Annotated in this window: 12 protein-coding genes and 1 tRNA gene; 3 read left to right on the forward strand and 10 right to left on the reverse strand. The window is 52.7% G+C overall.

Annotation, left to right across the window (positions count from 1 at the left end):
• Positions 1 to 16: 16 nt before the first annotated feature.
• From Q4E93_RS06380 to Q4E93_RS06415, 8 genes are all read right to left on the reverse strand, one after another.
• A complete protein-coding gene (locus Q4E93_RS06380; RefSeq protein ID WP_303583537.1) occupies positions 17 to 3,418 on the reverse strand; it encodes a SusC/RagA family TonB-linked outer membrane protein in 3,402 nt (1,133 codons plus the stop codon).
• Positions 3,419 to 3,477: 59 nt separating this feature from the next.
• The gene (locus Q4E93_RS06385; RefSeq protein WP_303583538.1) at positions 3,478 to 4,701 is read right to left on the reverse strand and encodes an ROK family transcriptional regulator; all 1,224 of its coding nucleotides are present in this window, start codon (positions 4,699 to 4,701) and stop codon (positions 3,478 to 3,480) included.
• A 186-nt stretch (positions 4,702 to 4,887) separates the two neighbouring features.
• Positions 4,888 to 6,246 carry a GH1 family beta-glucosidase gene (locus Q4E93_RS06390; RefSeq protein ID WP_303583540.1) on the reverse strand — a complete coding sequence of 453 codons (1,359 nt, stop codon included), beginning with the start codon at positions 6,244 to 6,246 and terminating at the stop codon, positions 4,888 to 4,890.
• A 40-nt stretch (positions 6,247 to 6,286) separates the two neighbouring features.
• A complete protein-coding gene (gene miaA / locus Q4E93_RS06395; RefSeq protein WP_303583542.1) occupies positions 6,287 to 7,207 on the reverse strand; it encodes a tRNA (adenosine(37)-N6)-dimethylallyltransferase MiaA in 921 nt (306 codons plus the stop codon).
• A complete protein-coding gene (locus Q4E93_RS06400) occupies positions 7,200 to 7,781 on the reverse strand; it encodes an IS1096 element passenger TnpR family protein (RefSeq protein ID WP_303583543.1) in 582 nt (193 codons plus the stop codon). The genes miaA and Q4E93_RS06400 overlap by 8 nt, the downstream gene beginning before the upstream one ends.
• Positions 7,782 to 7,882: 101 nt before the next feature.
• The gene (locus Q4E93_RS06405; protein ID WP_303583545.1) at positions 7,883 to 9,301 is read right to left on the reverse strand and encodes a CCA tRNA nucleotidyltransferase; all 1,419 of its coding nucleotides are present in this window, start codon (positions 9,299 to 9,301) and stop codon (positions 7,883 to 7,885) included.
• 76 nt (positions 9,302 to 9,377) lie between these two features.
• Positions 9,378 to 10,373 carry a glycosyltransferase family 9 protein gene (locus Q4E93_RS06410; RefSeq protein WP_303583547.1) on the reverse strand — a complete coding sequence of 332 codons (996 nt, stop codon included), beginning with the start codon at positions 10,371 to 10,373 and terminating at the stop codon, positions 9,378 to 9,380.
• A 19-nt stretch (positions 10,374 to 10,392) separates the two neighbouring features.
• The gene (locus Q4E93_RS06415) at positions 10,393 to 10,971 is read right to left on the reverse strand and encodes an L-threonylcarbamoyladenylate synthase (RefSeq protein ID WP_303583549.1); all 579 of its coding nucleotides are present in this window, start codon (positions 10,969 to 10,971) and stop codon (positions 10,393 to 10,395) included.
• A gap of 37 nt (positions 10,972 to 11,008) precedes the next feature.
• Between Q4E93_RS06415 and Q4E93_RS06420 the strand changes: the two genes are divergently transcribed.
• Positions 11,009 to 11,821, forward strand: a complete 813-nt coding sequence (locus Q4E93_RS06420) for a 2,3,4,5-tetrahydropyridine-2,6-dicarboxylate N-succinyltransferase (RefSeq protein ID WP_303583551.1) — start codon at positions 11,009 to 11,011, stop codon at positions 11,819 to 11,821.
• A complete protein-coding gene (locus Q4E93_RS06425) occupies positions 11,808 to 12,824 on the forward strand; it encodes a DMT family transporter (RefSeq protein WP_303583552.1) in 1,017 nt (338 codons plus the stop codon). Before Q4E93_RS06420 ends, Q4E93_RS06425 begins: the two co-directional genes overlap by 14 nt.
• Here the strand turns inward: Q4E93_RS06425 and Q4E93_RS06430 are convergent.
• A complete protein-coding gene (locus Q4E93_RS06430) occupies positions 12,754 to 13,656 on the reverse strand; it encodes an NmrA family NAD(P)-binding protein (RefSeq protein ID WP_303583554.1) in 903 nt (300 codons plus the stop codon). The two genes, Q4E93_RS06425 and Q4E93_RS06430, sit on opposite strands and share 71 nt — an antisense overlap.
• A gap of 174 nt (positions 13,657 to 13,830) precedes the next feature.
• Here Q4E93_RS06430 and Q4E93_RS06435 point away from each other — a divergent pair.
• Positions 13,831 to 13,914 (forward strand) — tRNA-Leu (locus tag Q4E93_RS06435).
• Between the two features lie 498 nt (positions 13,915 to 14,412).
• Here Q4E93_RS06435 and Q4E93_RS06440 read toward each other — a convergent pair.
• Positions 14,413 to 14,703 (reverse strand): hypothetical protein, encoded by a 291-nt coding sequence (locus Q4E93_RS06440; protein ID WP_303583555.1) that lies wholly within the window; start codon positions 14,701 to 14,703, stop codon positions 14,413 to 14,415.
• Positions 14,704 to 14,799: the final 96 nt, after the last annotated feature.

Consider the following 14,799-nt stretch of genomic DNA (forward strand, 5'->3'; position numbering starts at 1 on the left):
TAGGTGTATGACAATGTTAGAATGTGGCATTTAAGGTTGCACCCATGCTTCTGATCAACGGCAAACCACCACCTTCTGCAAAGGCGCTGGCCTGGTTGTTATAGAGCCCTTCGGGGTTCACACCATCTTTAGCATTCTTCCAGATATAGAAGAGGTTGCGACCCGTGAGGGTGAACTTCAATCCATTCAGGTGCGCTTTTCTGTAGATGGAAGCAGGCAGGCTATAGCCGATGGCTACCTGGCGGAGCGCTACCCAGGAGTTGTCGAAGATAGACTGTTCCCTGATGCCCGTGGACCACTGTGTCAGATTCTCATAATAAGCATAAGCGGGAATCGGCGTCAGGTATTTACCTGCTACCGCTTCGGCATAGGTCATACCACCCAGGTCCGTGCCGTTGACGATGGTACCGTCAGCGATGACGCCTTTCGGGATGATACCATCATTGCGGGAAACGTTGTTGCCATCGGTGAATGCGATGCCACCCAGTGCGGCGTTACGACCAGGCAGCGAATTTTTCATTACACCTGTTTCGGAACCATATTGTGAAGTAGAGGAAGCCATCAGACCGCCAACTTTGGAATCCACCTGGATACCCAAAGAGAAGTTCTTGTAAGTCACTGTCTGGTAAGTACCCCACAGGAACCTTGGCATGATGTTGCCCAGGGTCTTGATGGAGCCGCCGTTGTAGTTCTGACTACGCAGGTAGGTCAGGTAACCGCCCGTGGCAGAGCCGTTGGTGCCAATAACCCTTTGTCCTTTCGCTGAGGCGTTCTTACCATCATAGGTAGCGAAAGCATATCCCGTCTGTACCACGCCATAATCAGCGCCTGCGATGGCATTGGCCGCTACGTCGGCGCCGAATGCGATCTGAAGCTCTTTCTTTGTAACACCCGGATAAAGCTCGATGATCTTATTTTTGTTGCGGGTGAAATTGACAGTCATGTCCCAGGTGAGGTCCTTTGACCTGATCGGGCTGGCTGTGAGCAATACTTCAATACCCTGGTTCTGGATATTGCCGGCGTTGATGGTCCTGGCGGAGATGCCGCTTTCGATGTCGGCAGCCAGGGGAAGGATCTGGTTGAAAGAGTTCTTTTTGTAATAGGTGACATCGATACCGATGCGGTTGTTCAGGAAGCGCAGGTCGGCGCCAAATTCAATTTCGCGTGCCAGCTCATTTTTAAGATGTTGATTGCCCAGGGTGAGGTCGAACCCGCCATTGCCATTGCTGAACGAATTCAGCACCTGGTTGTTACCATTTTGATTATTGAAAGTACCTACATAGCCATACAGACCTGTAACGTTGGTAGACCAGGGATCTGCACTGTAACCCGTCCATCCGATGCTGGCTCTCAGCTTGCCATAAGACAGCACGGAATTGCTGTTCTTAAACACCGGCAGCTCGGTGAAAGTCCATGCCAGCCCCACGCTGGGATAAGCGTAGGTGTATTTGCCATGGCCGTCGGCATAGGTTAATGCAGAAGACCAGTCATTGCGGACGCTGAAATTCAAGCTCAGCATTTCCTTCCAGGTGAGGTCGCCATAAGCATAGACGGCATCCGTCCTGTAAGATTTATTGTAGCCCTGAGCAAACGTATATGGAGCTACGGAGTTCGAGAGAAAATAAAGTCCGGGGGTATTCAGACCGCCATTGCTGTAGGCCCTGTTATTGGGACCGCCCAGGTTCTTGTTTGTCTCTCCCCCGATGGTAGCGCTTAAAGCGAAGTCCTGACCGAGCTGTCTGTTAGCTGTCAACAAGCCCTGTACACGAATACTTCTATAGGCGCTCTGGTCTATTTCATAGTAACCGTTGGAACCGCTGAAGTTGGCGCCTGTACCAAGGTTCTTGGTCTCTGTCTGGTCGTTGTAGTTCAATACATTGCCGCGCACGATGGCCGTCAGCCAGGGTGTGAGCTTGGCATTCAGGTCCAGGTTGGCCAACAGTACGTTCTCCTGCCTTGTTGTATTATTTTCAATCATCGGCCAGATGAGGTGGGCGATGTAGTAAGGATCGCCGGAGATACCTGTGACGATGCCCCCTTGTGCTTTGTTGACATAATTGTTCCGTTGTTTGTAAAAAGCGATCGGTGCATTCCTCGGCATGAAGTAGGTAAATCCGCCTACTGGATTGGAGGTCCCACCACCGCCCTGAATAACAGGGTTTTTTACATTTGTATTGGTATAGCTGACGCTTGCTTCGAGCGAGAACATATTGTTCAGCTTTTGCGTACCATGGAAGTTATAGCTGTTCTTGATCAGCTTGTTGTTGGGCACTACGCTGGAGTTGTTCAGATTCGTATAGGAAAGACGGAACGTACCGTTCTCGTTGCCTCCTTCAGCCGCCACATTGGTATTGATGAACTGTCCTGTGACAAAAAAGTCTTTCAGGGGGTTGTTGGCTTTCCAGGGAACCATACGGCCATCCAGGTCTTTTACCAGGTGTCCGTCCAGCGCAGGACCGTAAGAATATCCACCGTTGGGGTTATTGCCATTCCAGGGGCTGGCGGAAATATCCACCACGTCATTTCCCTGGCCATCTTTAGCGAATGTGGAGCTAAGACCCCCGCCAAATTGATTTTGAAGGTCAGCCATTTTATATGCTTTGTCGAAAGAAGCTGTCTGGTTCCAGGTTACGCCTATGCCTTTCCTGGCCCTACCTTTCTTGGTAGTGATGAGGAGAACGCCATTCAATGCTTCGGAACCATATAATGCGGAAGCTGCGGAACCCTTCAGTACGGTGACACTCTCGTAGTCATCCGGGTTCAGGTCTTTGACGATGTTGCCGAAGTCCTGGGCACCGCCCCAGGAGTCTGCGCCAGTCGTCTGGGGACGAATAAGGATACCGTCAATTACTACCAAAGGTTCCGTATTGCCATCCAGACGTGCATTACCCCTGATCTGGATACGGCTGCTGGAAGAAGGTCCGCCAGTACCTTGAGAAATGGTGACGCCGGCAACCTTACCCTGCAGCGCATTGCCCAGGTTGGAGTTGTTGGTGGCCACCACCTCGCTGCCTTTGATCTCCGTGACGGAGTAGGCTACTTTACGCACATCTTTTTTTACGCCGAATCCTGTCACCACCACTTCGGACAGCTCCTTGCTGTTCTTTGTCAGCAGGACCGACAGGTTGCTGCCATCCCCGATGGACATCTCTTTTGCACCATAGCCCACGGAACTGAAGACCAGCGTGGCATTGGGATCTACCTTAATGGAGAAAGCACCGTTGTCATCCGTGATGACACCACCGGTGGTGGTCCCTTTTACTTTAACTGAGACGCCGGGAAGAGCGGCTCCGGATGTATCTCTCACCACCCCGGTCACGAGCTTTTTCACCTGAGCGCTGGCCGAGAAGCCGACGAACAGGGATGAGACAACGAATAAGATCGCTAACGCGAGCTTCGGCTTGAATGTCCGTTTCATGAGCAATTTGTTTTTGGTTTTTTTTGACTTGATGACAATTATTATGGCGCAAAATTTTTTTATACCTGAATATGGGCTTGTGGCGCTTTCTTGCCGTGCCCCCTTTTTGTCTCCTTTCCGTAGTTCTCCATCACCAGGGCCGCTGCGCCTATGATCTCCGCGCTGTACCCCAATGCGGACAACGCTACCTCGGTGCCGGATGCCAGTCTCGGGATACAGTGTTCATTCAGGGCCTGCTGGATGGGCGCCAGCCAGATCTTACCTGCAGTGGAGCCCCGGCCGCTGAGCACGATGACCTCCGGGTTGAGCAGGTGGATCAAAATGGCGACGCCTCTGCCGATGCTGTACCCTGCTTCGGAAAGAAGCTTGACGGCGAACTTGTCCCCTTTCTTCGCCGCGGTGATAATATCCACCGCAGCCTGGTCCACATTTTCCACCGACAGGTGGTGCAAAGTGGTGATCTCCCCTTTCTTTACGCCTTCCACCACTTTGTCGATGACGACCAGCAGGGAGGCTTCCGTCTCCAGGCAGCCACTCTTACCGCAGCTGCATAGCTTGTTATTGTTAAAAAGAGGGAGGTGGCTAAATTCTCCGGCAAAACCGTTGTTGCCCCGGAAAAGCTCTCCACCAAGGATAAGGCCCAGGCCAACACCCCAACCGATGTTGATGACCATTGCGGAACGTCTGTTGCGCGCAGCGCCAAAACGGAGCTCCGCGAGAGCGATAAGGCTGGAATCATTGTCGATGAACACGGGCAGGTGAAGCTTACCGCCTATGTATTCTATGATCGAATCATCGGGTACTTCGAGAAATGAGTAGTTGACGCCTTTCAGGGAGTCCACAAATCCGGGCATTCCAATCCCGACACCGACGATCTTCTCATGCTCTATGCCGGAAGCCTGGATAACCTGCGCGATCTTTTCGGTAAGCCGGGAAAGGGCGCCTGGATTTTTCTCAAGTGACAATTCGAACTTTTCGACGTCCCGGACGGGCTTGTTGTGCATGTCCAGGATCGCTATGCGAGTGATGAACTGGTCCATGGCTACCGACACGATGTACATGACATCCTGCTTCAGCGCGTACATGGACCTTCTTCTTCCGCCTGTGGAGGGCGCCAGGCCCGTGTCTATTACGGAACCTTCTTCCATCAGGCCATTCAGGATCTTTGTAACCAGGGGGAGGCTTTTTCCTACCCGCTCACTCAACTCACCACTGGAAAGAGGACCTGAAAAATACAGGTGCTTTACAATACTCTTCCTATATGAAAGTTGTTTCTTCAGCATTAGGAGTATACCCCTATAGTTAAGTTCTGGTTAAATTATAGAACTAAAGTAAAGAAACTTTTTAAAAAAAGTATTAAAGTTTGAATTCTTTTATAAAATAAATTATTCACATCCTCTAATATATATAGAAGAGACCGTACTAACCTAAAAAAGGCTGCTTATTGGGAAAAATATTATGTGTCGGGATTATTTGCCGCTGAGCCAGTCCCGGAACCAGTAGCCGGAATTCTTGATGGTGCGCAGCTGGGTATTGAAGTCTACGTGGATGAGGCCAAAGCGGGCTTTGTAGCCTTCGGCCCATTCAAAGTTGTCGGTGAGGGTCCAGGCGAAGAAGCCTTTGACATTCACGCCTTCTTTTTTAGCCCTGAGGAGGGCCAGCAGGTATTGTTGGTAATAGTCGATGCGTTGCTGGTCGTCCACCACCCCACCCACGAGCTCGTCCTTAAAGCAGGCGCCGCTCTCGCTGATGATGATCTCTTTCACACCGCCATAGAGCCAGAACCGTTTGATCAGGCGATAGAAGCTGTCCGGGTTGATCTCCCAGCCCATGGCCGTATGGGGCACTTTGCGGGTCGTGGCTTTTACCTCCGAGGCCTGCACGATGGGGATCAGGGCATTGTGGCGGACGACGACGGGGAAGTAGTTCTGGATGCCTATAAAATCGAAGTTGAAATGCATCTTCTCGGTATACTTCCAGCTTTTGTTGTGGAGCTCCAGCTTATCGAGGAATTTGAAGTCTTCGCGGGGGTAGCCTCTTCCCAGGGCGGGCTCGATGAACAGGCGGTTCATCAGGACGTCTACCCTTTTAGCGGCCTGGATATCTTCCGGGGAGCTGGTGTAGGGCAGTACCTCGGAGCAGGAAAAGGTGGTGCCGATGTGGGCATTTTTCACCAGCTGACGGAGGATGCGTCCTCCTTCGGCCTGGGCCAGGGCCGTATTATGAATGGCGGGCAGGAAGTTGGAGAGCCCTATCCTGCCGGGCGCGTGCTTGCCCAGCATATATCCCAGGCTGGTGAAGCCGAAGGGTTCGTTGAGCACGATCCAGTTCTTCACCTTGTCGCCATATTCTTCCGCGCAAAGGGCGGCATAGCGGACGAACCAACGCAGCATGAGGTGGCTGGTCCATCCCCCTTCTTTTTCCAGGGCGGCCGGCAAGTCCCAATGGTACAAAGTGACATAGGGCGTCAGGCCCAGCTTGAGGCATTCGTCGATCACCCGGTGGTAAAAGGCGATGCCTTCTTTGTTCACTTTTCCCGTTCCTTCGGGGAGGATGCGGGGCCAGGAGATGGAAAACCGGAAAACGGAGAAGCCCAGGGCTTTTGCCATGAGCAGGTCATCCTTATACCGATGGTAAAAATCGCAGGCGATGGTGGGCTTGCCGCCTCCTTTGATCTTGCCCTGGCGGCGGGAAAAATTGTCCCAGATGGAGGGGCCTTTACCGTAGCTGCTCCAGGCGCCTTCGTTTTGCGCCGCGGCCATGGCCACGCCCCATGCAAAATCCTCTCCGAATTCCTTCGCTATCAGTCGATGCAGGTTTGTCGCCACTGGTCGGAAAATTTAAGCCGCAAATTCGGTAGACAGGATGTTACGATAATATTAAGGTTAGGTTATCTTTTGAAACCCCTTCACCGGCGTCTATCCACCGGATGGAGGGGTCTTTACGGAACCAGGTCATCTGCCGCTTGGCATACCGGCGGGTATTGACCTTTATGTTCTCTATTGCTTCGTCGAGGGACGTCTTTCCTTCAAGGTATTCGAACAGTTCGGTGTAGCCGACGGTCTGGAGGGCGTTGAGGTGCTTGTAGGGTTCCAGGGCTTTTACTTCGTCCAGCAGGCCCTGGTCCATCATCATGTCTACCCGGTGATTGATCCTTTGGTTCAAGGTTTCTCTGGGCAGCTGGAGGCCGATGGTCTTTATATTAAAAGGCCTGGGCTTCCTGTTCCGGGTACGAAAGTCGAGAATGGACCGGCCGGTGGACCTTATCACTTCCAGGGCCCGCATGAGGCGCTGGGGGTTTTGGATCTCCCCTGCCTGGAAGAATGCGGGATCGGCCTCCTTTACCTGTTGCTGCAGCCAGTCCATGCCGGCGGCGGCATATTGTTGCTGGATCTCCTGGCGGACGAATGGATCGATGGAGGGGATGGTATCCAGCCCTTCGGTGAAGGCCTTTATATACAGACCGGTGCCGCCGACCATGACGGCGACGGGTGGCTTGCCTGCTTTTGTTTGTTCATTGAAGATGTCGTCCGTCCATTGGAGGGCCAGCGCTTCGAAGCTGGCGGCCGTCACTTCTTCGTGGATGGAATGGGAGCTGATGAAATAATGATGGACAGCCTGCAGCTCCTCCGGGGAGGGTTTGGCGACGCCAATATTCAGCTCCTTAAAACACTGGCGGCTGTCGGCTGAGATGATCTTCGTGGAAAGTTGCTGTGCCAGGCGGACAGCCACGGCCGTCTTGCCTACCGCCGTCGGGCCTGCAATAATGATGACCGTGGGCTCATTCATCCGTGGTCGGTTCTTCGCTTTCTTCTTCGCTCTCCGTCTCCTCCTCTTCCGCGGCTGCGTCCGTGCCGTCCTCTTCTTTTACATTGAAGCCTTCCGTTCCTTTGGTGAGGTCATACTTTTCCTCTATCTCGGTGAGCTTGTCACCCACGAGGCCCTTGGTGCCATATTGGGAGGGCGGGATCCCTTCCGACTTGACGACGGCAGGATAATCCAGCTTGCCGCTTTCTTCTTTGGACACATTGATCAATTCCACGAGAAAGCTCCAATTCTTTACAAAATCGTATACGTAGATGAATTTTTGGTTGGGGTCGCGGATCTCGGAGCCGATGGGAGTGGCATCCATGAGCAAGGGTTCCACCTTATAGGCCTTATCGTATTTTTCCAGGGAGATCTCCCTTCCTCTTTGCCAGTTGTCATTGCTGCGATAGAAAGTGGCCTGGTGCTTACTATCAAATTCATAAGCGCGCAGGATCACCTGATGCAGCTGCAGGAAAGTCTGGGTATGTTTAACCGCCACATCCCTGTAAATGCTATCATCTTCCTCGAAATAAACCCTGAATTTCAAAATGGCCATAAGCACTGATTAATTCAAGAAACAAATTAAAGTTAAAAAACTAATTAAGGTCACAAGATAATATGAATTATTCGTATTTGCACCTGCTATTCCACCAGCACTTATTTTACAGGGACGAGCTTGAGATCGGCGGCTTTTTTCAACATAAAATCGGCTGCGGCCTCATAGTTATTTTCGATGACGCCGTCAAGGATCGCTTCCCGGATGGCATTCTTCAGCTCACCCACCATCCTGCCGGGGGGCAGCCCGAATTTCTCCATGATCATCTCGCCTGTGATAGGCGGCTGCCAGTTGCGGATCTGGTCTTTCTCCTCTACTTCCTTCAGTCTTTGTCTCACCATTTCGAAGTTCTCCAGGAAGCGGCGGACTTTTTGCTTATTCTTCGACGTAATATCGGCTTCGCATAAGGTCATCAGGGAGTCTATGTCATCTCCGGCATCGAACAGGAGCCGGCGTATGGCCGAGTCAGTGATATTCTCCTTCGTCAGGCTGATGGGACGCAAATGGTATTCCACCATCTTACGTACAAAACGCATTTTTTCGTTCTGGGGCAGCTTGAGCTTTGTGAAAATTTTCGGCACCATCCTCCCTCCTACCACTTCGTGACCATGAAAGGTCCAGCCATGGTCCTTTTCAAAACGTTTGGTCGGGGGCTTGCCGATGTCATGGAGGATCGCCGCCCAGCGCAGCCAGAGGTCGCCCGTGTTCTTCGAGATATTGTCCAACACCTGGAGGGTATGGTAGAAATTATCCTTATGCCCCATCCCGTCGATGTATTCCGCGCCTGCCAGGTCAACCATCTGGGGGAAAATAATGGACAGGAGGCCGCTGCGGTACAGGAGGTCAAAGCCGATGGAAGGCTTTTGGCAGAGGATGATCTTATTCAGCTCGTCCGTAATACGTTCCTGGGACACGATGGAAATGCGGTGGGCGTCCGCTTTGATCGCGTTGAAAGCGGCCTCGTCGATGGTGAAATCCAGCTGGGTGGCGAACCGGGTGGCCCGCATCATCCGGAGGGGGTCGTCACTGAAGGTCTGCAGGGGGTCCAGGGGGGTACGGATCATCCGACGCTCCAGGTCCTGGCGGCCTTCGAAGGGGTCGATCAGGCGGCCGTAGTCCGCCTTATTCAGGCTGATGGCCATGGCATTGATGGTAAAATCCCTCCGCAGCTGATCGTCCTCGATGGTCCCGGGCGCGACCTGCGGATTGCGGGAATCCTGCCGGTAGCTCTCTTTCCGGGCGCCTACGAACTCGATCTCCCAGTCGTCCAGCTTGATCTGGGCGGTGCCGAAATTCTTGAAGAAGGACACGGAAGGCCGGGGGTGGAAGCTGTCGGCTACCTTATGGGCCAGCTCGATGCCATCCCCAACGCAGACGATGTCGGCGTCTTTGGTAGGGCGGCCGATGAGCTTGTCGCGGACAAATCCCCCGATGAGGAAGCAGGGTACGCCGAGCGCTTCGGCTGCCGCGGCTATCTTATTGAATACGAACAACTCTTTTTCAGTGCAAATGATATCCATAAACGGTGCAAAGGTAAGGATTGGTTAGGTGTGTTGGGGGGGGTGGTCAGGTGTTTTACAAGGTTGGGGAGGTGCTCTACAGACTGGCCAGGAGCTGTTCGTCTTTGATGTAATGGGCACAATGAAAATGACCTAAGGGGCAGGCCTTATATCCGTGCAGGCCGCAGGGGCGGCAGTCCAGGGGCTGCGGCGACTCCACGATAAATTTCCTGTCGGACAGGGGGCCAAAGCCAAAGGCGGGGATGGTGGAGCAATACACTGCCGTCACGGGTGCATTGAGGGCGGAGGCAAAGTGCATGGGCGCCGAGTCATTGGCGTAATTCATGTGGGCGTCCCGCATAAGAGCGGCGGATTGCAGGAAGCTGAGCTGGCCGCTGAGGTCGGTGAGGTTTTGGTTGTTCAGGTGGTGCCTGACTATATAGGTGCAGAGGTCTTTGTCTGACGGTGCGCCCAGGAGGTAAATATGGTAATCTTTGGGGACCTTATCGATAAATGTTATCCATTGCTCCTTCGGGTATTGCTTGGTGAACCAGACAGAGGCCGGGGAGATGGTGAGGTATTTTTGGTTTTTGTAGGCTTCTACCTTTATATAGTCTTCTTTTGTGGGATAGAGCCGGGGATTGGCTGGTACGTCGTCCGTAAGATGCCTGATCAGCTCCTGGTTGCGTTGGATCTCGTGGAGGGGAGCGGCGCTGGTGCTGACGATGTGGGGGATGCGCCTGGTGAAAAATTTACTCAGGGGATTCTTGTCGAAGCCGATGGTCTCTTTTGCGCCGGAGAGGGCAGTCAACAGGCCAGTGGCGGCAAACCGCTGGACGTTGATCACCGTGTCATACTTTGTACGTCGTACCTGTCTAATCAGGCGGAAAAGGTTTTTTAGCTTTTGCTGCCGCTTGTCCCAGACAAGTACTTCATTGAGAAAGGGGTGTCCGGCCAGGAGGGCTTCATTGCCTTTTCTCACCATGAAATCGATGTGCGCATCGGGAAAGCGGGCATGTAACTTTTCTATAATACCTGTCGCCAATACCACATCTCCTATGAATGCTGTTTGTATGACCAGGAATTTTTGCACGGCGCGAAGGTAGGTTTTTTTACGACCGGATGATGGTGATGGTGGCGTCCTTGTTCCAGCGTACGATGGCGGAGGGTTCACGTTGGGTGTTGTCATCCTGTCTATGGCGTACGATGTAATCTACGCCGGCTTTTATTTTTGCATCGACGTCCTTAAAGCTTGCGGGCGCCGGCATGCCGGAGATATTGGCGGAAGTGGACACGAGGGGCTTGCGGAACCTTTTGATGAGATGCCGGCAGAAGGGGTCCTCCACCAGCCGGATGGCTACGGTGCCGTCGGCGGCGATGCAATTAGGCGCCAGGCCCATGGCGCCTTCATAGATGACCGTGGTCGGTTTGGTCACGGTGTCCAGGTAATCGAAGATGCGCAGATCGGGCTGGCTGGTGTATCGCAGGATATCCTTTTTATCCGCCATCAGGATGATGAGGCTTTTGGACTCGGCCCTTTGTTTCAGCGCATATACTTTTTCGACGGCAGCCGCGTCCGTGGCGTCGCAGCCTATGCCCCAAATGGTATCGGTGGAATACAGAATGAGGCCGCCGGCCTGCAGCGTAGCCAGAGAAGGATCGATGTCCTGTTGAAAGTCCTGGGAAAGCATAAGCTGTAAAGATAGTACCTTCGCAAAAAATTTTTCGATGGAATTGAAACAATTGATCGCAGAAGCCTGGGCCAACCGGGATCTATTGAAGGAAGCCAAATACGCGGATGCCGTCAGGGCCGTCATCGAGGAAGTGGACAAGGGCCGACTGCGGGTAGCCTCTCCTGTTGCCGAAGGCTGGCAGGTGAACGAATGGGTGAAGCAGGCCATCCTCCTGTATTTTGGGATCCAGCCCATGCAGACCTGGGACCTTGCGCCCTTCGAATTCTATGATAAGATGTTGTTGAAGAAGAATTATAAGGAGCTGGGCGTACGGGCTGTCCCCCATTCGGTGGCACGCTATGGCGCTTACCTGGCGAAGAACGTCGTGCTGATGCCCAGCTATGTGAATATCGGGGCTTATGTCGACGAGGGCACCATGGTGGATACCTGGGCAACGGTGGGCAGCTGTGCGCAGATCGGCAAGGGCGTACATCTCAGCGGCGGCGTGGGCATCGGCGGCGTACTGGAGCCCCTCCAGGCTTCACCCGTCATCGTCGAGGACGGCGCTTTCCTGGGCAGCCGCAGCATTGTCGTGGAAGGCGTCATCATTGAAAAAGAGGCCGTATTGGGGGCGAATGTCGTGCTAACCCAATCCACCAAGATCATCGATGTCAGCGGGCCAACGCCTGTGGAATATAAGGGACGGGTACCGGCCCGCAGCGTGGTGATACCGGGCACTTACCCGAAGAAGTTCCCCGCGGGCGAATACAATGTCAGCTGTGCGCTGATCATCGGACAGCGTAAGCCCAGCACGGACCTGAAAACCAGCCTGAATGACGCATTGAGGGATTTTAATGTCTCCGTCTAGGCAGCATTTGCCTTTAGCGGGATTCCTCATCTCCTTTACGGGGGCTGTGCTGTTCTCCACTAAGGCGATCATCATCAAAAAAGCTTTCCAGGCAACATCCGTAGATGCGCTGACGCTGCTGTCGCTGCGGATGTTGTTCTCTTTGCCTTTTTATACGCTGGCGGCCCTGTGGGGCAGGCGCGTGCGAGTGGTTGAGGGTTCGATTGGTCGGGGTTCGGTCGGTCAGGGTTCGGTCGGTCAGCCGGAGGGGCTGTCAGATTCTCAGGCCCCCCGCATGGCATCGTCCATGACTTCGCGGCAATGGATGTGGATCATCGTGCTGGGGATCCTGGGCTATCATTTCAGCAGCTATTTTGATTTTGCGGGATTGCAATATATTTCCGCGGGGCTGGAGCGGCTGATCCTCTTCCTCTATCCCAGCTTTGCCGTCCTGATCAACGCCGTGGTTTTCCGGCAGCGGATCAGCCGGGTGCAGGGCCTGGCGCTCCTGCTGACCTATACGGGCATCGGCATCGCTTATTTCGGGGAGCTGAAAGTGGACGCGGGCAATGCTCAATTCTACTGGGGCAGTTTCCTCGTCTTTCTGTGCGCCGTCACGTATGCCTTTTACCTGTCGGGCATGGGGCGTGTGGTCCGGGTGGTCTCTCCTTTTACGTTTACTACGTACAGCATGCTGGTCGCCGTCGGCAGCGTCTTTCTTCATTTCCTCGTTCGGGGCTGGGTGTCGGGGAATTTTCATCTTCCTACCGGCGCCGCATCCGGGCAGCTTTGGATGTACGGGCTGCTGCTGGCCCTGCTTGCCACGGTGATCCCTTCTTTCATGCTGTCGGAAGGCATGCGAAGGATCGGGGCCAACAATGCGGCCATCGTCACCAGCGTCGGTCCTGTCTCCACGATCCTACAAGCCCATTTTATCCTGGGCGATCCTATCTTCATTGAGCAAGTGATTGGGACCTTGCTTGTAATAGCGGGCGTTCTGCTGACGGGGTGGAAAGGTCGCTGATATATTCCTCTATCGTCGTGGTGCCTTTGATCGGGGATTCCGTGTTGAATGGGTCATTCAATGTGAGGTCCGTCATGGCAGCCATGGAGGCGGCGGCTTTGGGTGAGAAGCCTGCGGATTCCAGGGTTCTTTGCCATTGGTCCTTGGGCGTCGTTATGGCTGTCACGGGTGTGCCCAAGGCTTTTGCGCATGCATCCGCTACGTCGGCTGCGGAGTAAAATTCCGGACCTTCCACATAATACAGGCCTCTCTGCTCCACGGGCCGCATCATGAGCCGGGCAGCGACCTTGGCGATGTCTTTAGGCGCCACCATGGGGAGCTTGAACCCGATGGGATACAGGGTGTAGATCTTCTGCTCCTTTCTGGCCGTCGCCAGCGACCTGTCCCAGTTGCTCATGTAATAGGCGCCCCTGATGATGGAGTGCGGGATGTTCATTGTTTTCAGGGCCTGCTCCATTTCATACAGCACACCCAGGTCGCCAATGCCATCACCGGGTTGTGCACCATAAGTGGATTCGGCTACGACTTTCTCAATACCTGAATTTTCAAGCGCTTTTAATATGGCGTATAATGTTCGCCTCTCCTCCATGACGGTGTCGGTGTGGGGAGGGGCCGGAGGATTGAGGAGGAACAGCTTTTTTCCTTGTTTGAATATATCTTTTAGTTTGTCCGTATCGAGGACGTCAGCAATGGCTACTTTGGCACCCGTCTGCTGCCATTCTATTGCTTTTTTTTCGTTGCGGATGATGACCGTGACGGGTTCTCCATGCTGGAGAAGGTTTTTTGCTAAGGCTGAGCCGATGTGGCCCGTGGCGCCGAGAATGAGGTGCATAATGGATATATTTGGTTTAAAGGGTATTAGGCAGCAAAAGGTGTTCCCGGGGATGGGTGTGGTGGCGGCGGAATAAATTTTAGATTTTTCTTGGGCCACAATTTTTTCTTTTCCTATATTTGCAGCCCTGAATGAGGAACTAGGCTCGTCAAGAGCGTTGAGTTTCAAAAAGATGCCCAGGTGGCGAAATTGGTAGACGCACTGTGTTCAGGTCGCAGCGTCCGAAAGGGTGTGAAGGTTCGAATCCTTTCCTGGGCACGAAGGCCCCGACGAAAGTCGGGGTTTTTGCATTTCAGGAGCGTGGCGAGCGATAGCTCGTCTAAGCGGACAAGTGCAAAAAACGCAGCGCCGAAGGCGCTGGAGGCCTTCGGGCAAGACCCTCGCAGGAGTATAAGGATCAGCGGAGCTAATCCTGACTGGGCACACAATATTAAAATAACAAATACATTGTTTTCATCGTTCTATTTTCAGGCTGAAATGCAAGTCGTATCGATTATTCTAAAGAATTGCGAAGGTCAGGGCCCTGACTATCCGGATCCAATCAGTGGGAAATATTGTTGCGAATGCTTGCAGCCTAATAAGGAAAGAGCTTGATGAAGATAGTTTACCAAAAATTGGCGAAAAAGATTGTATGCAGGTTTTGATTTAGCCAGCAAGTGCAACTTGTGGCATGAAGCCATTTTAGGGTCTGTAAATTGACTGTGTCAGATAGTACTTTTTACTATGGCGCCAGTTTCATTTTGAATGCCGACACCGCTAAAAATAACGAACAACTACTACGTTTAAAATAAAGGCCGATATACAAAGGATAAATTTAGTGAAATTGGTGGTTTCGGTGAACTTCCTTAAAATAAAATATAGCATAATAGACAATACTACATTAACAGCGCTGATAAGATAGTATTTTCTAGATAGTAAACCTGTTAGTTCTACGGCAGTGATGTTTTTATAGGTTTCAAAGTCTTTTAGAATGAAATATGCAATAGCCCTATCAATTATCCAAACTGTTATTGGTTGAACTAAAGAGATAACAAGTGCTTTCTTCATATTGGGATGTAGAGTATGGACAAATCCAGACAGTAAATTTGAACCAGTTTAATTGCGGCGGCGACGGCTCCATCCAAAGAGCAAGTCGCCGCCTCT

The sequence above is a fragment of the Flavitalea plasmicola genome, assembly GCF_030546645.1.
In the GTDB taxonomy this organism is placed as follows: domain Bacteria; phylum Bacteroidota; class Bacteroidia; order Chitinophagales; family Chitinophagaceae; genus Puia.